The following is a 20,857-nucleotide window of genomic DNA, read 5'->3' as shown; positions in this document are numbered from 1 at the left end:
TGCGCGATGCGCGGCCGGCACCGCGGGGCGAATGGGCCAGCGGGGGCGGACGGCACGTGGAGATGGACAGTGCAACGTGAGCCGGCCGGGATGCCGGGAAGGATGACGTGGGCCGGCCAGGGCGGCCCGGAAGGCCGGAAAGCCAGAAGGCCGGAAAGAAGGGGATGCGGAATGACTGATCCGCTGCGCACGCTGACCGAGGCGGGCGTCTCGATCTGGCTCGACGACCTCAGCCGAGAGCGACTGCGGTTGGGAAGCCTGGAGCGGCTTGTGCGGGAGCGGCACGTCTCGGGCGTGACGACGAACCCGTCGATCTTCGCCAAAGCGATCCGTGGAGCGGATGTCTATCGCGACCAGATACGCGATCTCGCGGCGCGCGGCGCGGACGTGGGTGAAGCGTTGCGGGAACTGACGACGCACGACGTGCGCGAGGCATCCGATGTTCTGCGTCCGGTCTACGACGCCACCGACGGCGTCGACGGCCGTGTCTCGATCGAGGTGGACGCCCGCCTGGCGCACGACACCGCGGGCATGATCGCCGAGGCGCGCGCGCTCTGGTGGGCGGTCGATCGTCCGAACGTGTTCATCAAGATCCCGGCCACACTCGAGGGGTTGCCGGCGATCACCGCGTGCCTCGCCGAGGGCATCAGCGTGAACGTGACTCTGATCTTCTCGCTCGAGAGATACCAGCAGGTGATCGAGGCGTACCTGGCGGGCATGGAACGGGCGCGCGACGCCGGCCTACCGCTCGGGGGACTCGACTCCGTGGCATCCTTCTTCGTCTCCCGTGTCGATACCGAGATCGACGCGCGCCTCGACCGCGTCGGCACAGCCGAAGCCCGGCGGATGCGCGGGCTCGCGGCGATCGCGAACGCCCGGCTCGCGTACCACCGCTTCGAGCGGACGATCGCGACCGAGCGGTGGCGCACCCTCGCGCAGGCCGGCGCCCGTCCGCAGCGGCCGCTCTGGGCATCCACTTCGGTCAAGGACCCGGCGTACCCGGACACGCGCTATGTGACCGAGCTCGTGGCATCCGGCGTCGTCAATACCATGCCGGAGGCCACGCTGGAGGCGGTGGCCGACCACGGTGTGGTCCCGGCCGACTCGATTCGCGGCACCGGCGACGCTGCCGCGGGCGTGCTGCGCGACCTCGCCGCGCTCGGCGTCGACTACGGCGAGGTCGTCGCCCTGTTGGAGGAGAACGGCGTCGATGCGTTCGTGCGGGCCTGGGAGGGCGTCGCGGAGGACCTGCGAACAGCGCTCTCCGCCACCGTGCGCCGCTGACGCGCTGCGCACCGATCCACCTGACGTGCGGCCACTCACGGCCGCCACATCGCCCACAGCGAAGGAGAAACATCATGAGCACCCCAGAGCGCGTCGTCATCGTCGGCGGCGGCCTCGCCGGAGCGAAGACAGCGGAGGCCCTCGTCGACGCCGGGTTCGGCGGCACCGTCACTCTGATCGCCACGGAGGAGCATCCGCCCTATGAGCGGCCGTCGCTATCGAAGGACTACCTGATGGGAAAGACGTCCTTCGACGACGCCGTGGTGCACCCGGCGAGCTGGTACGAGGAGAACAAGGTCGACCTCAGGCTCGGCGCGAGCGCGAGCAGCATCGACGCCGCCGGGCACGAGGTGGTCTTGGATGACGGTGCTCGCGTTCCCTACGACAAGCTCGTGCTGGCGACGGGCTCCGTCGCGCGCCACCTGCCCATCCCCGGCGCGGATGCCGACGGAGTGCACTACCTGCGCACGGTGGAGGAGTCGGACGCGATTCGCGCCACCTTCGGGGCGGGCAAGAAGCTGGCCATCATCGGCGCCGGCTGGATCGGACTCGAGGTGGCGGCCGCCGCGCGCGCGGTCGGCACCGACGTGACCGTGCTCGAGGCCGCGGAGCTGCCGCTGCTGGCCGTGCTCGGGCCCCAGCTCGCCGAGGTCTTCGCCGTGCTGCACCGCGAGAACGGCGTCGACCTGCGGCTGGGTGCGCGCATCACCGAGATCGTCGCAGACGGAGGACGGGCCGCCGGCGTGCGGCTCGAGGGCGGCGAGGTCATCGATGCCGACGCGATCGTGATCGGCATCGGCGTGGCGCCGAACGTCACTCTCGCGCAGCAGGCGGGACTCGCCGTCGACAACGGCGTGCTCGTCGACGCGGCGTTGCGTACGAGCGACCCCGATATCTTCGCGGTGGGCGACATCGCCGGCCACGACCATCCGATCCTGAAGCAGCGGGTTCGCGTCGAGCACTGGGCGAACGCCCTCAACCAGCCGCAGGCCGCCGTCGCGGCGCTGCTCGGCGGCGACGAGGAGTACACCGAGTTGCCGTACTTCTACACCGACCAGTACGACCTCGGCATGGAGTACATCGGTTTCGTGCCGCGTGGCGCGCAGCCGCAGGTGTTCGTGCGCGGCGACCTCGGCAAGCGCGAGTTCGTGGCGTTCTGGCTGGACGCGCAGAACCGGATGCTCGCGGCCATGAACGTGAACGTCTGGGATGTCGTCGACGCGGTCAAGCCGCTCATCGCGAGCGGAAAGGCCGTCGACACCGAGCGCCTCGTCGACCCGGGGGTGGCGTTCTCGGACCTGTGAGCCCGCACTGGCTTCACGCGCGGTACACCCAGGTGCCCTCTGCCACCCTTGATTCTCGAGAAGAACGAGCGCGAACGTGTGCGCCCGCAGAAGGAGAGTCGATGTCCATCCAGCTCGAGCAGAAGCCCGCACTCGTCGTGATCGACCTGCAGGTGGGCATCCTGGGGTACCCCGCTGCGCACCCCAAGGAGCAGATCATCGCGAACTCAGCGGCGCTCGCCGAGGCGTTCCGGGCGCACGGGCTCCCCGTCGTGCTGGTGAACGTCGATGGTTCCGCAGTGGGCCGTACCGATCGCGGCAAGGCGACCGGACGAATCGGCGGGCGGTCGCTGGCGGCCGAGACCACGGTGCTCGTGCCCGAGCTGAACCAGCGGCCGAGCGACATCACGGTGACGAAGCGCTCGCTCGGCGCGTTCCTCACCACCGACCTCGACGCGAAGCTGAAGAATGCCGGCGCGACGCAGATCGTGCTCACCGGCGTCTCGACGACGTCGGGTGTGGAGTCGACCGCCCGCTCGGCGTACGACCTCGGTTACCACGTCGCCTTCGTCACCGATGCGATGACCGACAACCTCGAGGCGCACAATGCGTCGATCGAGCACCAGTTTCCGAAGCTCGGCGAGCTCGGCACGACCGCCGAGGTGCTGGAGCTCCTCACCGCCCGCTAGCCAGCCGAATTTCTCGCGAGGGACGCTGGCCCTACGCCTCGATGTCGTCGAGCCGCGCGATCACGACTTCGAGCAGTCGCGCCAGTTCACCGCGTTCCTTCTCGCTCAGGTCCTGCAGCACGTCGGACTCGACGACGTCCGACCCCCGGATCGCCAGGCTGAACAGCTGCCAGCCGTCTTCGGTGAGCGCGACGAACACACGGGTGCGGTTGGTGGCATCCGGTGCGCGTTCCACGAGCCCCCGCTCGGCCAGCTTGTCGAGCCGGTGGGTCATGGATGACGGTGCCACGTTCGTCAGGTCGGCGAGCTGAGACGGGGTGAGCGGCTCGCCCGCCTTCGCAAGGGCGGCCACCACGGCCCATTCGCCTGAGGCGAGGTCGAGATCGGCGAGCTGTCTCGCGTACCACTGATCGAGCTTCTTGCTCAGACTCGCGACGGCCGTGATCACGCGCTGTACGGACTCCTCGCCGCCGGCCGCGACGTAGGCCGCCACCGCCTGCCGGTGCAGTTCCGGAGCCGTGGGTTTGCGCGTGGCCATGCGGGAATTCTTTCACGGCTCGTTCGGTTGCTAATATTTCGATGTCGAATTCTTCGAGTCCGAATACTTCGAACTAGAACGCTTCGGCGCACATCCGTCGCCCTGCCGCCCCGACACAGGCGAGGCACCCGCCTCGTCCTGCCCTCGTGCCTCGCGGGCGCTTCGCATTCGTCTCGGGGAGGTGTCCACCATGCGCGCGAAACTGCTCGTGCTCGCATCCGCCATCGGCATGCTCGGCTGGGGAGCCGTGCTGCCGTATCAGTACGCGTACGCTGCGGACACCCGCGGCTGGGGCGCGCTCGCCGGCGCCGCGGCGTCCTCGTTGTTCTCGATCGGCGCGCTCGCCGCGGCTCCGCTCGCCGGGCGCCTGGCGGACCGGTTCAACCCGGTCGCCGTCGTCGTGGTCGCGCAGCTCGTGGGTGCCGCCGCCGTCGGTTCGCTCGTGTTCGTCGGCGCACCCACGCCGTTCCTGATCGGGATGCTCGTGTTCGGCCTCGGATTGTCGGCCGCGGTTCCCGCGAAGCAGGTGCTCGCGCTGCGCTGGTCGTCGGGCGCTGACCGGCGCAAGATCTTCGCCTACAAGTTCACCGGCGAATCGCTCGGCATGGCGGCCGGCGCCTTCATCGCCGGTCTTGTCGTCGACCTCAACCGTGCGAACGGACTGGATGTCGGGTTCGTCATGGCCGCGGCCGGCTTCGTGCTGTCATCGCTCATCATCGCCGTGGCTGGCTGGCGCGACGACTCCGTGCTCGACGAGGACGCGAGCTCCGCCGGCCTCGGCACAACGGACGCTGCGGACACAGCCGACGCGCTCGGGACCGACGCGCCGACAGGCGCCATGGCCGTCGTCGATGCCGCACACGGCGGACCGGCGAAGGCTGCGAAGAACGGCGCGCTCCGAGCCATCTTCGCCGAGCCCTCGATGCGGTGGATCGCCGTGGTCACCATCACGCTCGCGCTGGCGTTCTACGCACAGTTCGAGTCCGGGCTGCCCGCGTATGCGCTTACCGTGCTGCACGCCGATCCTTCCGCGATCGGCATGGCCGCCGCCGTGAACTGCCTCGTGATCGTGGCGCTGCAGGTGGTCGTCGTGCGGGTGACGGCAAAGCGCACGGCGCCGGGACTGCTCATGGCTGTCGGCTTGATCTGGATGTTCTCGTGGCTGCTGCTGTCGGGCGCGCAGTTCGTGCCGGGAGTCGCCTCGGCGCTGTTCGTCGTGACGTTCGGCATCTTCGCCGTCGGCGAGACGGTGTACAGCCCGGTGCTGAACCCGTTGACGGCGTCGCTGGCGCCGAAGGGCCGCGTCGGCCAGACGCTCGGCATCATGGCCGCGCTGCAGACCGCGTTTTCGGCGGCCGGACCGCTGGTGGCCGGAGTGCTGCTCGGTGCCGGCCTCGCTGACGCGTTCCTCGGCATGCACCTCGCGCTCGCCTCAGCCGCGGTGTTCGCGGCCTGGCGGCTGAAGAAGGCGATGGCTCGGCGTGCGCAGCCGCGGCCGGAGGAACTGCGCCTGTCGGAGGAGCAGCATCGCGTTCCGCTACGCGGCCGCGACCGCTCCCGCGTGCTCCAGGTGGATGCGCCCGCCTCGGCCGACGACCTCGAAGCCGACGTGCTCGAGAAAGCCGCGGCAGCCCTGACTGGCGGCGTCCGCGCGCAGCCAGAGCAGGCATCCGTGGTCCTCGGCGAGTCGCGCTAGGCGGTGCATCGCCTGCGTCCCAATGCCCTGGCCACGGTGCTCGGCGATCACCGAGAGCCGCAGGAGTTGGATGCCGCCCTCCCGCATCACGGTCGTCATGCGTCCGCAGACGGTGCCGCGGTGCTCGATGGCGAGGTCGACGGCGTCAGGGAACTCCGTCTTCGTGCGCACGCTCTCTTCGACGTACTCCATCGATGCCAGCGCCTGGCGGGCGTTCGTGTCGCCGGCCAGGGTGGACAGCGCAGCGGCGTTGACCTGCAGAAAGAGGCGGTAGAGCGACGGTCCATCGATTGCGGTGACCGGACGGTAGCGCAACTCTTCGGCGGCGATCACGGGCGCGGGCCCGTGAACCGCGTGGTCGTCGGGCGGAGGGACGCCGGCCGTCGCCGCTTTCGCGACCGCACGACGAACAGCTGCGCGTCGGGCAGTTCGTCGCGCGAGAGCGCGTCGTCCGCGACGCTGAGGCGATAGACGCCGGCCGGCGGCGTGTCGACCGAAGCTGTGAACATCAGGCCGAATCGCGTGCCGGACACCGCGTTCAGCGGTTCTACCGAGGCCAGGGTGAGCTCGTAATGACCGTATTCGCTGGCGGCCTCGAAGCGATGGCCGACCGCATCCGAATAGGTGTCGCGTGCCGGTGTGGATGCCTGTGCCACCGCCGGCATGATCGTCGCGGCCATCGCCACGCCCGCATACTGCGGCGCACCGGCCATGATGACCGTGCGCCGCGTCACGGAGCGTGCGCTCCCTGCGTCTCGTTTCCCCATGTCGCTCCCCCAGCGTCATCTGGATTGCCGCCCCCGCGTCATCCAGCCTGCGTGTCACCTTAGGGCCACCCGGCGTGCAGCGGAAGAGGAGACCGGGGGTCAATTCGTACTTTTTCTGCGCAGGTCGGCGTGTCGCGTTCCGAGGTCCGCCGGGCGCCGCTAGGCAGCGTGCCGAACTTGTGGGCGAGTGGGGATGTGCCGCGTGCACCGCAGCCCAGCACGAGTGCGGCAGCGCGGCCCGACGGGCACCGTTCAGACGCCTGGGATACGGTGTCAGACGTGAGTTCGTCGATCGTTCGCCCCGCGGGGAGTGAGGAGGTCGCCGGCATTCGGGCCGGCGGCAGATAGCAGCGTGCGCTCGCGTGCGAGCGCGAACGCAGGGGCGCGGCGTGCGGACATCTCCGGCTGCGCCCGGCGGCGGCCCGCCGCCTCTCACCTCACGAACGAACCGGCCGTCTTGGCCGTCATCGAACAGGAAACTCATGCTCCCCGTGACCGAGCGGGAGATGCGCGCGTGCTTCGTCAACGCGTCTCTCCGCGAACGCAACAACCTCAACCCGCCCGCCGACTTCGACGCGACTCCGTGGGACTCGCTCGACTACCTCGGCTGGCGCGACCGCAAGTACGACGGCGTCGCCTACGTGATCGCCGAACTCGATGACGGGCCGGTCGGCATCCTGCTGCGGCGCGCGGAGGCACGCAGCCGCCACAGGTCGCAGTGCTCCTGGTGCGAAGACGTGCGGCTGCCGAACGACGTCGTGTTCTACGCGGCGAAGCGCGCCGGCAAGGCCGGCCGCAATGGCGACACCGTCGGCACGCTGGTCTGCGACGGATTCCAGTGCTCCGCCAATGTGCGGTGGCGGGATCCCGCCCCGTACGACGGGTTCGACGTGGACGCGGCGCGCGCCCAGCGCATCGTCGCGCTGCGCGAGCACGTCGCGGCGTTCGTGGAGCGGGTGCGGCAGTAGGCGCCCGGGCGCGCGCCGGTCGTAGGCTCGGACCATGCATGCTCAGGGGCTCGGCCAGCCAGGGCCCGTGAGCTCCCCGACCACGGCCGTGCTTCCGCTGGCGGGCAAGACCGCGCTGGTCACCGGCGTCTCCCGCCGCCGCGGCATCGGATTCGCCGTGGCGCGCAAGCTCGCGTCGCTCGGTGCCAGCGTGTTCGTGCAGCACTTCCGTCTGCACGATCTCGACCAGCCGTGGGGCGGCGACGATCTGGATGGCGTGCGAGACGGCATCCGTCAGTCCCTCGTGCCGGGAGCGCGGTTCGGCGACATCGCCGCCGACCTCACCGACGAGGCGCAGGTGCCGGCCGTGTTCGCGGCGGCGCGGGCGTTGACCGGCGAGCTGGACATCCTGGTCTGCAACCACGCGAAGAGCGGCGACGACGGCAGCATTCTCGACATGACGCCGGAACGTTTGGATGCCTTCTGGCGCACCAACACACGCTCGACCATTCTGCTGACGGCTGAGTTTGCGCGGGCGAAGGCGGCCGCGTTCGTGGCGCCGGTCGACGCGGCGAGTGGGAGCGGCGGCGACCGCGGCGGCCACGGCACGAGTGGAACGAGAGACGACGGTGACGGCAGCGGCAGCGCGGTCCGAGCCCGCCCGGGGGACCGGATCGCGGGCGGCACGCCGTTCGCCGAGCCGACCGGCCACGTCTTCTGGATGACGAGCGGTCAGCTCCACGGCCCGATGCGCGGCGAGGTCGCCTACGCGGCGAGCAAGGCGGCGCTCGCCGGCGTCACGGCCACGGTGGCGGCCGAGCTGCTCGAACTCGGCGTGGTGCTGAACACCATCGATCCCGGACCGGTCAACACGGGCTACTTGGATGCCGACACCACCGACCGTTCACTCGACGCGCTCGACGAGTGGCTCGCCACGACCCCGTTCGGGCGCGTCGGACGGCCGGAGGATCCGGCCGAGCTCATCGGCTGGCTCGCCACCGCGCACGGATCGTGGGTGGTCGGCCAGGTCCTGACCAGTGACGGCGGTTTCGGGCTCGGGTAGGGCGGCCGCGCCGCAGGCGGACGGGCGCTCGGCGTCGTGCCTACGATCGCGCGGTCGTGCCTCCTGCCGCGCCGCGTCAGGGACGGGACGGGAAGATGCCCTGCAGCGCGATGATGAACGAGACCACGAGGTACGGCGGCAGGTTGTTGTGCGGCTGACTGCCGCCGGTGGTGGCCAGCGCCTGGGAATGCATGGTGCCGCTTGCTGTCGACGCGGCGTACACCTTCTCGGTGACGCGGCCGAGGTGAGGCTGCGCCCAGGTGGCGCCGGCAGGCGATGTCGCGGTGCCCCCGGCGGCGAGAGCGGATACCTGGTGCGTGTGCGCCGGGATCTGCGATTGCGCCAGAGTGACGCTCTCGGAGCCGCCGGCCTCACCGAGCTCGCGTTCGGTGAGGCCCGGCCCCTGTCCCGCTCCGATCGGCATGCGCGTTCCGAGGTTGGGTAGCGCGAAAGTGCTCTTGCCATCGCCCCCGTAGTTGGTGCCGAGCAGCGAGAACAGCGCCGCGTTCTGCGAGAGCGGCAGCAGCTGGCCGAGGCAGAGCGCCCAGCCCTGTGGCGCGAAGTTGCCCGCGAACATACGGATTTCTCCGAGGAATTGGTCGGTCATGATGCGCCTCGTCGTGCTGGTAGGTGTGGGGTGTGCGTGTCGGTGTCCCTGCGTTCCTGATCAGTTGCGAGTCGGGAAGATGCCCTGCGTCGCGATCACGAACTGGAGCCCGAGATATGGCGACCGGTTCTCGTGGGGTTGCGACCCGCCGGAGTCGCTGATGGATGCCGCGTTCATCGCCGTGTTCGGAGCCGCGGCCTGATAGACGGCCGCGGCGGTCGTGCCCCACACTGCGCCCGCGGGGGATGCCTGTGCCGCGTTGGCGCCCGCCGCCACGGTGTGCGTGTGCGCAGCCATCTCGGGGACGGTCAGAGTGTGCGCCGCCTCGCCGCCGGAGGAGCCGACCGCGTACCGGCTCGCATCGTATCCGCGCGGGATGCGCGCGCGGAGGTCCGGCAATGCGAACGTGGTGCGCCCGTCGCCGCCGTACGAGGTCCCGAGGAGCGAGTACAGCGCCTCATTCTGGTTGATCGCCAGGATCTGCCCGTTGCAGAGCGCCCACCCCTTCGGCAGGAGCGAGAACGACACCAGGCGGATCTCGCCCAGATACGGATCGGACATCGAGTGCCTTTCAGCTCTGGTTCGGAAAGATGCCGAAGAAGGAGATGATGAAGTTGATCACCTGGAACGGCGGCATGTTGTCGTGAGGCAGCCCGCTGCCTGCGGAGCCGATCAGACCCTCCGCCATCGAGGCAGACGGGGCGGCAGTGCTGTACGGGTTGTCCGACCACGATGCCCACACGTTGCCTACAGGCGAGGTGCGGTTCGCCGGCTGAGTCGAGCCCTGCGGCGCGTGGCCGTGGGTCGGCAGCTGCGTGCCCGAAAGCGTCACGCTCTCCACGCCACCGAGCTCGCCGAGCGCCACGGTCTGCCCGGCACCGTTGCCGATGTGCACGGGAGCCCGCCCGCGCAGATCCGGCAGAGCGAACGTCGACTGCCCGTCGCCCCCGTAGGTGGTTCCGATCAAGGCGAAGAGCGTGTCGTACTCGGAGATCGCGACGAGGCTGCCGTCGCAGAACGCCCAGCCGTTCGGCGCGAAGTTGCCGGCGAACATGCGTATCTCGCCGACGTAGGGCTCGCTCATCCGGCGCTCCTCATCAGGGTGGTATGGCCGGTCACGGTGACGCGCGATGCGGCGTCATCGTGGGCCGGCGTCGGGATGGTGGGTGACGGCATCCTGCACATCGGCAGGCGACCGGAGTCTTCGGGCCCGCACGCGCGAAAACCGAGCCGGCGATACAGGGCGATCGCCGCCTCGTTGTCGGTCCAGACCTGCAGGTCGATACCGGTGCCGCGCGCGTCCGCATCGCGGCAGACGCGCGAGAGCGCCTCGCTCGCGACGCCCGTGCGCCGGGCCTCGGGTGCGACGACGATGTCGACGACATGGATGCCCGTGTCCACCTCATCAATGACGAGCCGCCCGACCACTTCGCCCGCGCGCAGGAGAACGAGGAACCGGGCATCCGGATGCGCCGCCTCGTAGTCCGTGCGCCGAGACGTCGCCTGCATGGTGAGCAGGGATGCGGCGACCTCCGCGGCGACGCCGGCCGCGGCGAACTGCGCGGCGAGGTCGGCGGTCACGATTCGGTCGACATCGGCGCGGTGCTCGGGTCGTTCGTCGAGCACCGCCAGCGCCGTCATCGGGTCCGCCTGTCGATGATCGCCTCGACCGTGTGCCGATCCGGGCCGACATGGCCGATGTAGAGCTCGACGGGGCTCACGATCGCAGCCGACAGGAGGTGGATGCCGTCGGCGGCCAGTGTCCCGTCGAACTCGAGACGGAAGGCGTCTGCGGCACCCGCAGCACCGGGCAGATCGCCGACCTCGAGGAGTCGCAGCGAACGCGAAAGGCCGTCGCGGACGGCAGTGAAGCGAGAACCGACCGCGGCTTCGAACGTAGCGCGCAGTCCGGCGACCGATTCGCTGAGCGCGTGAAGCGTGGTCGTCGCACGGTCGTCGCGGACCGGCGTCGCGGGTGCGGCCGCCAGTGCCGGCTCGATTCCGAGTGCGCCGACGCCCGTCGCTGTGGCAGCACCGAGCACGACTGCACGTCTGGACAGCGTCGTCATGACAGCCCCGATCGGTCATGAGGAGTGAGTGGATCTTTGCAGCGTAGTGGGCCCGGCGGGCGCGATCGGGCGCTGTCACCCGCATTGGGGCGGACACTGAGGGTACGCAAGGACCCCCCTGCTCTGAGAGCATGTTGACCGCGGTGCGATCGGGCGCGCCGCGTTCGTCGTGCGTGGCCTCGGGTCGCGTCGGCGGGGAGAAAACCACAGATTGGTGCGCCATGCAGCAAGTCGCCGCATCCGCAGTTCGTTCGCATCGGGGGCGCGCCGTCGCTTGCGTCGTCGCCCTGGCCATGGCGCTCGGGGGTTCACTGCTCGCGGCGCCGGCGGCGCACGCCGACACGGCCACCATCGTGGTCAACACCACGCAGGATCTGCCGGCGGGATCCTGCGGCGACACGCAGCCGAGCGGAGCCGTGTCGCTGCGCATGGCGCTGTGCGTGGCCGACAACGTCACCGGCCCGGTGACAGTGCAGGTGCCGGCCGGTACGTATCCCGTCACGTCGTCGTTGAGTGTCGGGGCGAATGCGGGCGCCGACATCACGATCGAGGGCACCGGCGGCCAGCCGGTCCTCGACGGCGGCGGCACGGTGCAGCTGCTGGTGCTCGATCCGAATCTCGCGGGGAACGTGTCCGTCACCGTCGACGGCGTCGCGTTCGAGAACGGCGCGGCCAACGACAACCTTCTCGGCGGTGGTGGCGCCATTGTCGGCGGTTCGGGCGGAAGCGTGCCCGACGACTCGCTCACCGTCATCGACAGCACGTTCCACGACAACAGCACCAACACCACGAACACTCCTCCGGACCCGACGATCACCGGTGGCGCCATCTTCTTCGGCGGCGGCGCGCTCACGGTGAAGGACAGCACGTTCACCGACAACACCTCGAACGGCTCGTCCGGCGGGGCGATCTCGTACGTGGCGGCGGGGTGGAACGCCCAGACGCTCACGGTGTCGGGCTCCACCTTCTCGGGCAACAGCACGGGACCAGCGAACAGCGCTGTCAGCGGCGCGATCGGCGGCGGCGCGATCCAAGCGACGACGAACCAGACGGAGACGCCCCAGGTGACCGTCTCGGGATCCACGTTCACGGGCAACTCCAGCGCGGGATCCGCGGCGGGCGGTCAGGGCGGCGCGATCATGACCGACTCGGGCATCCTCACGGTGACCTCGTCCACGCTCACCGACAACGCTGTGACGGGCTCGGGCGCGCTCGGCGCCGCGATCTCGGCCGACACAGGTTCCACGTTGATCGTCCACTACGACCGCATCGCCGGCAACACGGGCGCCGCCGACGTACGGGCCGTGAACACCGCCTCGGCCACGGCGAACTGGTGGGGCTGCAACGCGGGGCCCGGGGCATCCGGATGCTCCACGGTCGACGGTCTTACCGCCGCGTCCTACACGCCGTGGCTGCAGCTGCACGTCACCGCCGACCCGGCGGTCGTCAGCCCGCCCCGCACGACGTCCACGATCACGGCCGACCTGCTCACCGACTCCGACGCGGGCACACAGCTCGGCTCGGACCTCGGAGCCTTCTCCGGCGCATCCGTCGCTTGGACGCACACCGGCGACGGGTCCCTCAGCCTCGCCTCGAGTGCATTCTCCGCGGGAACGGCCACGACGACCTACACCGTCGGCGGATCCGGTGCCGCCGAGGTGACGGCCCAGCTCGACGGGCAGAGCGTCTCCGCGACCGTCGACCAGACATCCGCCCCGGTCTTCACGAGCGCGTCGTCGACCTCGGTCGCGTCCGGTGGTGTGCTCTCGTTCCCCGTCACGACCACGGGATCTCCGGCGCCGGCGCTATCGATCTCGGGTGAGCCGTCGTGGATCTCGCTCAGCGGCGCGGCGCTGACCGGCAACGTTCCTGGGGGCACGACCGGTGACTTCACGTTCACCCTGAAGGCGGCCAACGGGGTGAGCCCGGATGCCACGCAGGAGTTCACGCTCACGGTTACGGCGGCGCCCGTGGTGACGACCTCGCCTACGGATGTGAACGCGGTCGCGGGCGATCAGGCGTCCTTCTCCGCAGCGGCCACCGGGTATCCGGCGCCGACGGTGCAGTGGCAGGTGTCGGCGGATGGCGGCACGACCTACGTCGATGTGCCGGGTGCGACGAGCGACACGCTCTCGTTCACCTCCGACCTCTCGCAGTCGGGCAACCGATACCGTGCGGAGTTCACCAACGGCACGGGCACGGTGGATACGGCCGCCGCCACACTGAGCGTCGGCACCGCCCCGCAGTTCACCAGCGGTGACTCGGCGACGTTCAAGACGTTCGAACAGGTCTCGTTCGCCGTCACGGCGGAGGGAACGCCGACGCCCACGATCACGGCCACCGGCCTTCCCAGCTGGCTGTCTCTCGACTCGACGAACCACCTCGTCGGCACGCCGCCGACGGGATCCGGCGGCGTGCATTCCTTCACGCTGACCGCAGCCAACGGGATCGGCACTCCCGCCGTGCAACCGTTCACGCTCACTCTCGACGAACCGCCGGCGATCACGCTGGATCCGCAGCCGGCATCCGTGAACCCCGGCACCCCCGTCACGTTCACCGCGGCGGCGAGCGGGTATCCCGCCCCGACCGTGCAGTGGTTCGTGTCGACGGACGGCGGTCAGACGTACACCGAGATCCCGAACGCGACCGATCCGTCGTACACGTTCACCCCGACGCTCTCGGACGACGGCAACCTGTACCAGGCGGCGTTCACGAACTCCGTCGGGGTCGTGGGCAGCACTCCGGTGGCGCTCACGGTCGGCACGGCGCCGACGTTCACGAGCGCGAACGCCACGGAGTTCTCGGCCGGCGGCGGAACGCAGAGCTTCCCGGTGACGGTGGCGGGGCATCCGGTCCCGTCGATCACCGCGACCGGCTTGCCCGCGTGGTTGTCGCTGAGCGGCAGCACGCTCATCGGCGAGCCGCCGGCGGGTTCTGGCGGGCTGTACAGCTTCACCCTGCATGCCTCGAACACCTTCGGCACCGACATCACGCAGAACTTCACGCTGACTGTCACGGAGGCTCCGGAGTTCACGAGTCAGGACGCGATGTCGACGTCGGTCGGAACGACCGTGTCGTTCCCGATCACGACGGGCCCCGCCTACCCGGCGTTGACCGGCCTGAATGAAAAAGGGGCATTGCCCGACGGGCTCTCGTTCGTGGACAACGGCGACGGAACCGGGCTGATCTCGGGCATTCCGCTGCCCGGTTCCGGTGGCGTCTACCCGGTGACGATCACCACGGTGGGCGGCGCGGCCGACACGGTTCAGCACCTCACGGTCACGGTCGAGGAGGCGCCGACGTTCACGAGCCCGGCCGACGCGCAGTTCACGCGCGGCGTGCACGGCACGTTCACGGTGACGGCGTCGCACGCCTACCCGCAGGCCGCGATCAGCGTGAACGGCACGCTGCCCACGGGTCTCACCTTCACCGACAACGGCGACGGAACGGCGACCATCGCCGGAATGACGACGGATGCAGCCGCCACGATTCTCCTGAGCCTGACGGCGGCGAACGGTGTCGCTCCGGATGCCGCCCAGGCGTTTGTGCTCACGGTGCAAAACGCCCCCGTCGTGCCGCTGCCGACGGTGGCGCCGTTCGGCGTGGCCACGCTCGGCGGCGTACCGGCCACGGTCGCTCCGTCGCAAGTTCTGACGGTGACCGGCGGCGGATTCGCGCCGTTCGCCACGATCACGCTCGGCTTCTACTCGACGCCGACCACGCTCGGAACGGTGGCGGCGGATGCCTCAGGTGCGTTCACCACGAAGGTGACGGTCCCGGCCGATGCGCTCGGACACCACACGATCGCGGCCGCCGGCACCGGATCGAACGGTGATCCCCTGTACCTCTCGGCGAGCACCACCGTGGTGAAGCCCGGCGGCTCGGGCTCGAACGGCGCCGGCTCGAACGGTGCCGCCTCGAGCGGCACGACGGTGGCGAACACGGGACTTCCCGAGGATGCCGTGAGCAGCGGCATCCTGGCAGCCCTCGCCGTTCTGCTGGGCGCCCTGGCGCTGGCCGTGCGAGCGGTGCGCCGCCGCCGCGCGTAGCGGCAGGGCCGGAGAGGCTCGAGGACGAGCCCGCCCGCGGGAGGTGCCGCGGGCGGGTGTGAAAACAGCAGCGAGCGCGCTCTCCACGCGAGAACAGCAGGTTTGCTGCTGTTCTCGGCGGCAGCTGCTGTTTTCGGTGTCCCGCCTCCGTCCGCCCTCCTCCGCCCTCGACTACCCGAAACGACGAACGCCCCGGGAGGGGATCCCGGGGCGTTCGGTCGTCGCGCGACGCGGCCTACGCGTTGACGATCAGCAGCTCGTCGAGCGGCAGACGGGTGCGGGGCGCCCGCTCGCGCTCGCGCGTGTTCTCTGGCAGGTCGTCGATGTCGCCGAGCACGCCGATCGCGGCCACGCTGATCGGCTCGAAGCGGTCGTCGATCTCGAACGCGGTGCGCAGCCCGTCGGCGAGGAAGCCGCCCATCTGGTGCACGTGAAGCCCGTCGTGGTGGGCCTGCACGCTCAGGTGCGCGAACGCCTGGCCGAGGTCGTACTGCGCCCAGCGCATCGGCTCGCCCTGCTCGTTCGTGCGGGCCGCGAGGCCGACCACGAGCACACCCGCGTTCCCGGCCCAGACCTGGTTGAAGCCCATGAGGTTCGCGACGATGGCATCGAACTCCGGCGTCCCGCGACGCGCGACGATGAAGCGCCACGGCTGCGTGTTCGCCGCCGAGGGAGACCAGCGCGCGGCCTCGAGAGCTGCGGTCAGTTTGACCTCGTCGACCGGGATGCTCGGGTCGTACGCGCGCGGGCTGAAACGCTCGGCGAGAACGGGATGGATGGGCGTGCTCGTCTGGGCTGTGCGATCGGATTCGAGCGTCAGTGACACTTCAGGCTCCTCGAAGGGCGGAGGGCGCCGGCTGAACCGCTTCATGGATGCCGTGGGCCGGCATCCCGTGCGCTGTCGCACGTCCTCGGGGTTGATAGGGGACGGCGACGCTGCCGATCCATACAAACACATGCGCCCCGAGGCGTATTCCTGAGGCACTTCACAGATGGAACGGTCACAGACGGAACGGCCACAGGCGGATCCGTCACAGAGGAACGCGCTCACCGCGAGGCGATGAGCGCGTTCTCCGGGAGGCAGTGCCGGCAGCGCGGCGGAGGTCAGCGCGCGATCGAGGCGACGTCAGTGCACGACCGGCATCGTGGCATCCGTCTCGCTGTCGGCACGCACTCTGCTACCCCAGACGGCGAAGAGCACGAATCCGAGGAACACGAACGCCGCACCGCCCAGCACGGCCGCGGCGACGCCGCCCGCCTCTCCGCTGATCGTCGTGACGGAGACGAACACCGTGGTGAGCGCTGCCACACCGATCGAGCCGCCGAGCTGCTGCATGGCCTGCAGCACGCTCGATGCCGCGCTCACGTGCTCCTCCGGCGCGCGATCCATGACCACGGCCGTGATCGGCGCGAACGTCATGCCGGCACCGAGACCCATCACCACGATCGGTCCGAGGATGCCCGTGAGGAACGTGTCGTGGGAGTCCAGCGTGCTCAGCCAGAGCAGCCCGCCCGCGAGGAGCCCCATGCCCAGCGCACCGACGATCCACTCGCCGACGCGCGGCAGGAACCGCGGAACGAGCTGGCTCACCACGACGAGCGTGACCACGAACGGCAGCAGTCCGAGCCCGGTCTGCAGCGGAGTGAAGTGCAGCACCTGCTGAGTGAACAGCGTGATGAAGTAGAAGAACGCGAACATGCCGGCCGGCACGAGCAGCATGGCCACCAGCGGGGCGGCGTTGCGAGGCGTGCCGAAGAGCTGCAACGGAACCACCGGGCTGCGGTGGCGGCGCTCGATGACGACGAGCGTCACGAGCGACACCGCCGCCACGGCGAACGCGGCCAGCGCGACCGGGCTCGTCCAACCGGCGCTCGCCGCGGTCGTGAAGGCGTAGACGAGCGACACCATGCCCACGGTCGACGCGATGGCGCCGCCCACATCGAGGCGCGCCCGCTCGCGATCCGTCTCGCGGAGGAAGAGCAGCGCGCCCGCGACGATCAGGATGCCCACCGGCACGTTGACGAACATCACCCACTCCCAGCCGAATCCGGTCGTGAGCACGCCGCCGAGGATGAGCCCGATCGCGCCGCCGCTGCCGGCCGCCAGCACGAACAGCGCCATCGCGCGATTGCGCTGCTTGCCAGGGGTGGTGTTGGCCATCAGCAGCACGAGCGTGCTCGGCGCCGCGATGGCCGCACCGATGCCCTGCACCACGCGGGCCACGACGAGCACCTCGGCGCTCGGAGCGAGCCCGCCGGCGGCGGACGCGACGATGAACACGAGCGTGCCGATGATGAGGGCGCGCTTCGCTCCGATCATCGAGCCCACCTTGCCACTGAGCAGCATGAGGCCGGCGAACGCGAGCGCGTACGCGGTCACGACCCACGAAAGGCCGACCGGGGTGAATCCGAGCGCCTTCTGGATGTCGGGAAGCGCCACGTTCACGATGCTCGCGTCGACCACGAGCATGAGCTGCGTGACGAACACGACGATCAGGCCGAGCGTGCGGAAGCGCGGTGCGGTGCTCGTCGGGATGGTGCGCGTTGCAGTCGTGTGCGCCGCAGTCGTGCGCGTGGCAGTGGTGTGCGTCGCAGCTGTGTGGGTCGCGGGCGTGCGCGTTGCAGCGGTGCGCGTGGCAGTCGTGCGCCTCGCAGGCGCGTGGGTCGCAACGTGAGATGGTCTCCTGCCCGGCGCCGTGGCATCCGACCGATCGGCCGGAGCGTCCGCTCGCTCGGGAAGACGGATGCCGTCCGTCGGCGGGATGAGTGCGGTATCGGCCATGCCGGTCCCCTGTTCTGCTCGCGAGGAGCGATCTGCGTGCGCTCCTGCGGAGCGGGCGGCGTCGGTGGGGTGAGGTGCTCGTTCGCCCGGAACGGACAGGGCGTCGGTTCGGAGGCGACGGGCGTACTCTGGAGCTAATCGGAGGAACTCTCCGCTACTTCCGAAAACAATACGGAGACTGTCTCCGGATTGTCAACGACCAGCCGTTCGTCCTCGGCGAACGCGTAGCATGAGCGCGGATGCCCGCAACGTCGCGAGACAACCGCCGAACGCAAGGAAGGGGTGCTGACCCGATGGGCGCAACCGCCGCACCGTCACGGCCGATGAGAGCCGACGCTCAGCGCAACTACGACCACATCATCGAGGTGGCCGGATCCGCCTTCACCGAGCACGGCGTCCTCACCTCGCTCGACGACATCGCCTGTCGGGCAGGTGTCGGCCCGGGCACGCTCTACCGGCACTTCCCCACGCGTGACTGCCTCATCGCGGCGGCGTTGAGCGGAAGTCTCGACCAGCTGGAGGCGCTGGCGGAGCGGCTGCAGGCATCCGATGACCCGGGCGCGGCTCTCGACGAATGGATGCTCGCGCTCGCGAACCACCTGCGCACCTACGACAACCTGCCCGAGTCGATCGCGGAGTCGTTCCGCACCTCCGATTCGCCGTTGCGCAACACGTGCCGGCCGCTGACCTCGGCGACGTCCGCGCTCGTGGAGCGCGCGAAAGAGGCGGGCGTCCTTCGCGACGACGTCGACTACCGGGACCTGTTCGCCCTGGTGTCGTCGGTGGCCTGGGCGTCGCAGCGGCGAGGGGACAAGGACGCCGCGCGGATGCTCGCGCTCGCGACCGCAGGCATTCGGTAGTTTCCGCGGGCCGCGACGGTTCCGCAGGGCGCACCGAACGGCGGCCGCCCGGGTGCACCGAACCGCGGCCGCTCGGGGTGCACCGCACCGGAGACGCCGCAGGGCGCACGGGATCGGTGGCCGCGCAGGTGCGCCGCGCTGGAGATCGCGCCGGACTGCGGTGGCGGGACATGCCGGGCGGCGGCGCTCAGCACTCGATGACGTTCACGGCGAGGCCCGCCGCGCTGGTCTCCTTGTAGCGGTCGCTCATGTCGGCGCCGGTCTGGCGCATCGTTTCGATCGCGACGTCGAGCGGCACGATGTGGTGTCCGTCGCCGCTGAGCGCGAGCCGTGCCGCCGACACCGCCGTCGATGACGCGATCGCGTTCCGCTCGATGCACGGAATCTGCACCAGTCCGCCGACCGGGTCGCACGTCAGCCCGAGGTGGTGCTCCACGGCGATCTCGGCCGCGTTCTCCACCTGAGTCGGCGTGCCGCCCAGCACGGCCGTGAGGCCTGCCGCGGCCATCGCGCACGCAGACCCGACCTCGGCCTGGCACCCGCCCTCGGCTCCCGAGATCGATGCGTTGGCCTTGAGGATGCTGCCCACTGCAGCCGCCGTGAGCAGGAACCGTCGGGCGTCGTCGGGCGACGTGTTCGGGTTGAAGCGCAGGTGATACTCGAGAACAGCCGGCAGGATGCCCGCGGCGCCGTTCGTCGGAGCCGTCACGACACGTCCACCGGCGGCGTTCTCCTCGTTCACGGCCAGCGCGAACGCGCGCATCCATTCGCCGGGCAGGTCGGGCTGATCGGGACCGCACGCCTCGAGCCGCTCGCGCATCGCGCCCGCCCGACGGGGAACGTGCAGGCCGCCGGGCAGTTCGCGGGTGCCGGGCCGCAGACCGCGCTCGATGCATTCGTGCATGGCTCGGGCGATGGCATCCAACCCGTCGAGCACCTCCTGCTCGCTGCGCGCAGCGAGTTCGGTGCGCCAGGCTATGTCGCACATGCCGACGCCGAGTTCCGCGCACAACGACAACAGCTCGGCCGCATTGTCGAACGCCAGCTCCGATTCGATCGCGGGCGTCGCGGCTGCGGCGGGCTCTTCGCGCAACCGCACGAACCCGCCGCCGACCGACAGCCACGTCTGCTCGAACGCGGGGGTCTCGCCCGGCTCCGCGTCGTCGGGTGCGGCCGAGCCGGCCTCCCCCGTGGCGGCGGTAGCCCCGCGTTCGGGCGCCGAGCCGGGCCGAGTCATGGCGGGCGCTGTTGCCGTCGGCCGGTTTGCAGCGGGCCCTGTCGGAATGATCACTACAGGCGTTCCCGTGCCCACCTCGGCGTGTGATCGCGGGGCTTGCGGGCTGGTCCAGGCTCGCAGCGTCAGTGCGTTCGGATGCTCCGGCAGCTTCGTGCGCGGCTCGAACGTGATGTCGGATGCCGCGAACGGCACCGTGGTCACGTCGCGGCTGCCGGCGTCGCTGCTGTTGCCGTTGCCGTTGCCGTTGCCGTTGCCGTTGCTGCTGCTCGTGATGTCGGTCTTGGCGTTGATGCTGCTGTCACGGGCGTCGCCCTGGTCGTCGTCGCGGCTGCTGTTGCTGCCGTCATCGCCGCCGAGCATGAGCGATCCGCGCTCGGCGGCGCGCGCCCAGGCACCGTGCACGCGAGACGGGTCGCAGTCTTCCGGATGCAGCCCCTCGAGACCGGCGACGACGGCATCCGGAGTCCCGTGCCCGACGCCGGTCGCCGCCAGCGACCCGTAAAGCACACAGCTCACCCGCGTGATCTCGGGCAGGATGCCCGCATCACCGAGCGCCGCCGCGAACCCTGCGGCCGCTCGCATGGGCCCGACGGTGTGCGAACTCGACGGTCCGATACCGATCGAGAACAGCTCCAGCGCTGACACATAGACGGCCACCTTTCCAGTGTCGTTCCGCCTCCCGGCCAGCGCGGCGCGGGCGGCCGAGCTGTGTCCGAAACCCCGGACGGTGCGACGCGCTCGCGCTGCTCTGCTGCGGTGGGCCGGCTTCGCCGTGGCGGCCGACTCCGGCGGCTCTCGCCGCCGTGCCGTCGCGCCGGGACACTCCGTCGCGCCGGGACACCCCGTTGTTGCCGGGCCACCCCGTTATCGCCGAGCCACCCCTGAAATTGCGCAGATAAGAGGGTGGCCCGGTGATTCCAGGGTGGCCCGATGATCCGGGGGTGGCCCGGTGATTCGGGGTGGCCCAGTGATTCGGGGGTGGCTCG

General features: G+C 70.2%; 18 protein-coding genes and 1 pseudogene. 8 read left to right on the top strand and 11 right to left on the bottom strand.

Annotation, left to right across the window (positions count from 1 at the left end):
- Nucleotides 1-171: 171 nt before the first annotated feature.
- The 3 genes from tal (at nucleotide 172) to H623_RS0112605 (ending at nucleotide 3,256) form a co-directional block, all read left to right on the top strand.
- Nucleotides 172-1,284 carry a transaldolase gene (gene tal, locus H623_RS0112615; protein ID WP_022901295.1) on the top strand — a complete coding sequence of 371 codons (1,113 nt, stop codon included), beginning with the start codon at nucleotides 172-174 and terminating at the stop codon, nucleotides 1,282-1,284.
- Between the two features lie 74 nt (nucleotides 1,285-1,358).
- Nucleotides 1,359-2,588: an NAD(P)/FAD-dependent oxidoreductase gene (locus H623_RS0112610; protein ID WP_022901294.1), complete on the top strand. Its 1,230-nt coding sequence runs from the start codon at nucleotides 1,359-1,361 to the stop codon at nucleotides 2,586-2,588.
- 101 nt (nucleotides 2,589-2,689) lie between these two features.
- The gene (locus H623_RS0112605; RefSeq protein ID WP_022901293.1) at nucleotides 2,690-3,256 is read left to right on the top strand and encodes an isochorismatase family protein; all 567 of its coding nucleotides are present in this window, start codon (nucleotides 2,690-2,692) and stop codon (nucleotides 3,254-3,256) included.
- 31 nt (nucleotides 3,257-3,287) lie between these two features.
- Here the strand turns inward: H623_RS0112605 and H623_RS0112600 are convergent, their stop codons facing one another.
- Nucleotides 3,288-3,794: a MarR family winged helix-turn-helix transcriptional regulator gene (locus H623_RS0112600; RefSeq protein WP_022901292.1), complete on the bottom strand. Its 507-nt coding sequence runs from the start codon at nucleotides 3,792-3,794 to the stop codon at nucleotides 3,288-3,290.
- Between the two features lie 190 nt (nucleotides 3,795-3,984).
- Between H623_RS0112600 and H623_RS19780 the strand changes: the two genes are divergently transcribed.
- Nucleotides 3,985-5,490 carry an MFS transporter gene (locus H623_RS19780; protein ID WP_022901291.1) on the top strand — a complete coding sequence of 502 codons (1,506 nt, stop codon included), beginning with the start codon at nucleotides 3,985-3,987 and terminating at the stop codon, nucleotides 5,488-5,490.
- On the opposite strand, the pseudogene H623_RS22335 reads toward H623_RS19780, so the two are convergent.
- Both H623_RS22335 and H623_RS21810 read right to left on the bottom strand, forming a co-directional pair.
- Nucleotides 5,452-5,682 (bottom strand): annotated as a pseudogene (locus H623_RS22335) (GNAT family N-acetyltransferase); the annotation flags it as partial. The gene H623_RS19780 and the pseudogene H623_RS22335 overlap by 39 nt on opposite strands.
- A gap of 137 nt (nucleotides 5,683-5,819) precedes the next feature.
- Nucleotides 5,820-6,257 carry a hypothetical protein gene (locus tag H623_RS21810; protein ID WP_033371921.1) on the bottom strand — a complete coding sequence of 146 codons (438 nt, stop codon included), beginning with the start codon at nucleotides 6,255-6,257 and terminating at the stop codon, nucleotides 5,820-5,822.
- Between the two features lie 482 nt (nucleotides 6,258-6,739).
- On the opposite strand from H623_RS21810, the gene H623_RS0112580 reads away from it, so the two are divergent.
- Both H623_RS0112580 and H623_RS0112575 read left to right on the top strand, forming a co-directional pair.
- Nucleotides 6,740-7,225, top strand: coding sequence for an FBP domain-containing protein (locus H623_RS0112580; RefSeq protein WP_022901288.1), 486 nt, complete (start codon nucleotides 6,740-6,742; stop codon nucleotides 7,223-7,225).
- Nucleotides 7,226-7,259: 34 nt separating this feature from the next.
- Nucleotides 7,260-8,267, top strand: coding sequence for an SDR family oxidoreductase (locus H623_RS0112575; RefSeq protein ID WP_022901287.1), 1,008 nt, complete (start codon nucleotides 7,260-7,262; stop codon nucleotides 8,265-8,267).
- A gap of 76 nt (nucleotides 8,268-8,343) precedes the next feature.
- Here H623_RS0112575 and H623_RS0112570 read toward each other — a convergent pair whose 3' ends face one another.
- From H623_RS0112570 to H623_RS21800, 5 genes are read right to left on the bottom strand one after another with little or no spacing between them, the layout of a single operon-like run.
- Nucleotides 8,344-8,874 (bottom strand): phage tail protein, encoded by a 531-nt coding sequence (locus H623_RS0112570; RefSeq protein ID WP_022901286.1) that lies wholly within the window; start codon nucleotides 8,872-8,874, stop codon nucleotides 8,344-8,346.
- Between the two features lie 60 nt (nucleotides 8,875-8,934).
- Entirely contained in the window at nucleotides 8,935-9,435 is a 501-nt protein-coding gene (locus H623_RS0112565) for a phage tail protein (protein ID WP_022901285.1), read from the bottom strand.
- A 10-nt stretch (nucleotides 9,436-9,445) separates the two neighbouring features.
- The gene (locus H623_RS0112560) at nucleotides 9,446-9,958 is read right to left on the bottom strand and encodes a phage tail protein (protein WP_022901284.1); all 513 of its coding nucleotides are present in this window, start codon (nucleotides 9,956-9,958) and stop codon (nucleotides 9,446-9,448) included.
- Nucleotides 9,955-10,515, bottom strand: a complete 561-nt coding sequence (locus tag H623_RS21805; RefSeq protein ID WP_022901283.1) for a GNAT family N-acetyltransferase — start codon at nucleotides 10,513-10,515, stop codon at nucleotides 9,955-9,957. Before H623_RS21805 ends, H623_RS0112560 begins: the two co-directional genes overlap by 4 nt.
- Complete coding sequence (locus H623_RS21800; protein ID WP_022901282.1) at nucleotides 10,512-10,943, bottom strand: DUF6916 family protein; 432 nt, start codon at nucleotides 10,941-10,943, stop codon at nucleotides 10,512-10,514. Before H623_RS21800 ends, H623_RS21805 begins: the two co-directional genes overlap by 4 nt.
- A 221-nt stretch (nucleotides 10,944-11,164) precedes the next feature.
- On the opposite strand from H623_RS21800, the gene H623_RS0112545 reads away from it, so the two are divergent.
- A complete protein-coding gene (locus H623_RS0112545; protein ID WP_022901281.1) occupies nucleotides 11,165-14,992 on the top strand; it encodes a beta strand repeat-containing protein in 3,828 nt (1,275 codons plus the stop codon).
- A gap of 235 nt (nucleotides 14,993-15,227) precedes the next feature.
- Here the strand turns inward: H623_RS0112545 and H623_RS0112540 are convergent, their stop codons facing one another.
- A complete protein-coding gene (locus tag H623_RS0112540; protein WP_022901280.1) occupies nucleotides 15,228-15,818 on the bottom strand; it encodes a nitroreductase family protein in 591 nt (196 codons plus the stop codon).
- Nucleotides 15,819-16,118: 300 nt separating this feature from the next.
- The gene (locus H623_RS19770) at nucleotides 16,119-17,774 is read right to left on the bottom strand and encodes an MFS transporter (RefSeq protein WP_022901279.1); all 1,656 of its coding nucleotides are present in this window, start codon (nucleotides 17,772-17,774) and stop codon (nucleotides 16,119-16,121) included.
- 323 nt (nucleotides 17,775-18,097) lie between these two features.
- Between H623_RS19770 and H623_RS19765 the strand changes: the two genes are divergently transcribed.
- Nucleotides 18,098-18,634, top strand: a complete 537-nt coding sequence (locus H623_RS19765) for a TetR/AcrR family transcriptional regulator (RefSeq protein ID WP_169514918.1) — start codon at nucleotides 18,098-18,100, stop codon at nucleotides 18,632-18,634.
- 187 nt (nucleotides 18,635-18,821) lie between these two features.
- Here H623_RS19765 and H623_RS21960 read toward each other — a convergent pair whose 3' ends face one another.
- On the bottom strand, nucleotides 18,822-20,528 hold the full coding sequence (locus tag H623_RS21960) for an L-serine ammonia-lyase (protein WP_022901277.1): 1,707 nt from the start codon (nucleotides 20,526-20,528) through the stop codon (nucleotides 18,822-18,824).
- Between the last annotated feature and the right edge of the window lie 329 nt (nucleotides 20,529-20,857).

This window comes from Humibacter albus DSM 18994, assembly GCF_000421825.1.
Taxonomy (GTDB): Bacteria; Actinomycetota; Actinomycetes; order Actinomycetales; family Microbacteriaceae; genus Humibacter; species Humibacter albus.
Note: the sequence above shows the minus strand (reverse complement) of the source record. Positions and strands in the feature narration are given on the sequence as shown.

Coding starts and splice junctions, on each gene's coding strand:
- H623_RS0112580 (WP_022901288.1), top strand. CDS start 6,740: ATGCTCCCCGTGACCGAGCGGGAGATGCGCGCGTGCTTCGTCAACGCG.
- H623_RS0112610 (WP_022901294.1), top strand. CDS start 1,359: ATGAGCACCCCAGAGCGCGTCGTCATCGTCGGCGGCGGCCTCGCCGGA.
- H623_RS19780 (WP_022901291.1), top strand. CDS start 3,985: ATGCGCGCGAAACTGCTCGTGCTCGCATCCGCCATCGGCATGCTCGGC.
- H623_RS21805 (WP_022901283.1), bottom strand. CDS start 10,515: ATGACGGCGCTGGCGGTGCTCGACGAACGACCCGAGCACCGCGCCGAT.
- H623_RS19770 (WP_022901279.1), bottom strand. CDS start 17,774: ATGGCCGATACCGCACTCATCCCGCCGACGGACGGCATCCGTCTTCCC.
- H623_RS0112605 (WP_022901293.1), top strand. CDS start 2,690: ATGTCCATCCAGCTCGAGCAGAAGCCCGCACTCGTCGTGATCGACCTG.
- H623_RS0112600 (WP_022901292.1), bottom strand. CDS start 3,794: ATGGCCACGCGCAAACCCACGGCTCCGGAACTGCACCGGCAGGCGGTG.
- H623_RS21810 (WP_033371921.1), bottom strand. CDS start 6,257: ATGGGGAAACGAGACGCAGGGAGCGCACGCTCCGTGACGCGGCGCACG.
- H623_RS0112565 (WP_022901285.1), bottom strand. CDS start 9,435: ATGTCCGATCCGTATCTGGGCGAGATCCGCCTGGTGTCGTTCTCGCTC.
- tal (WP_022901295.1), top strand. CDS start 172: ATGACTGATCCGCTGCGCACGCTGACCGAGGCGGGCGTCTCGATCTGG.
- H623_RS0112545 (WP_022901281.1), top strand. CDS start 11,165: ATGCAGCAAGTCGCCGCATCCGCAGTTCGTTCGCATCGGGGGCGCGCC.
- H623_RS0112575 (WP_022901287.1), top strand. CDS start 7,260: ATGCATGCTCAGGGGCTCGGCCAGCCAGGGCCCGTGAGCTCCCCGACC.
- H623_RS21800 (WP_022901282.1), bottom strand. CDS start 10,943: ATGACGACGCTGTCCAGACGTGCAGTCGTGCTCGGTGCTGCCACAGCG.
- H623_RS19765 (WP_169514918.1), top strand. CDS start 18,098: ATGAGAGCCGACGCTCAGCGCAACTACGACCACATCATCGAGGTGGCC.
- H623_RS0112560 (WP_022901284.1), bottom strand. CDS start 9,958: ATGAGCGAGCCCTACGTCGGCGAGATACGCATGTTCGCCGGCAACTTC.
- H623_RS0112570 (WP_022901286.1), bottom strand. CDS start 8,874: ATGACCGACCAATTCCTCGGAGAAATCCGTATGTTCGCGGGCAACTTC.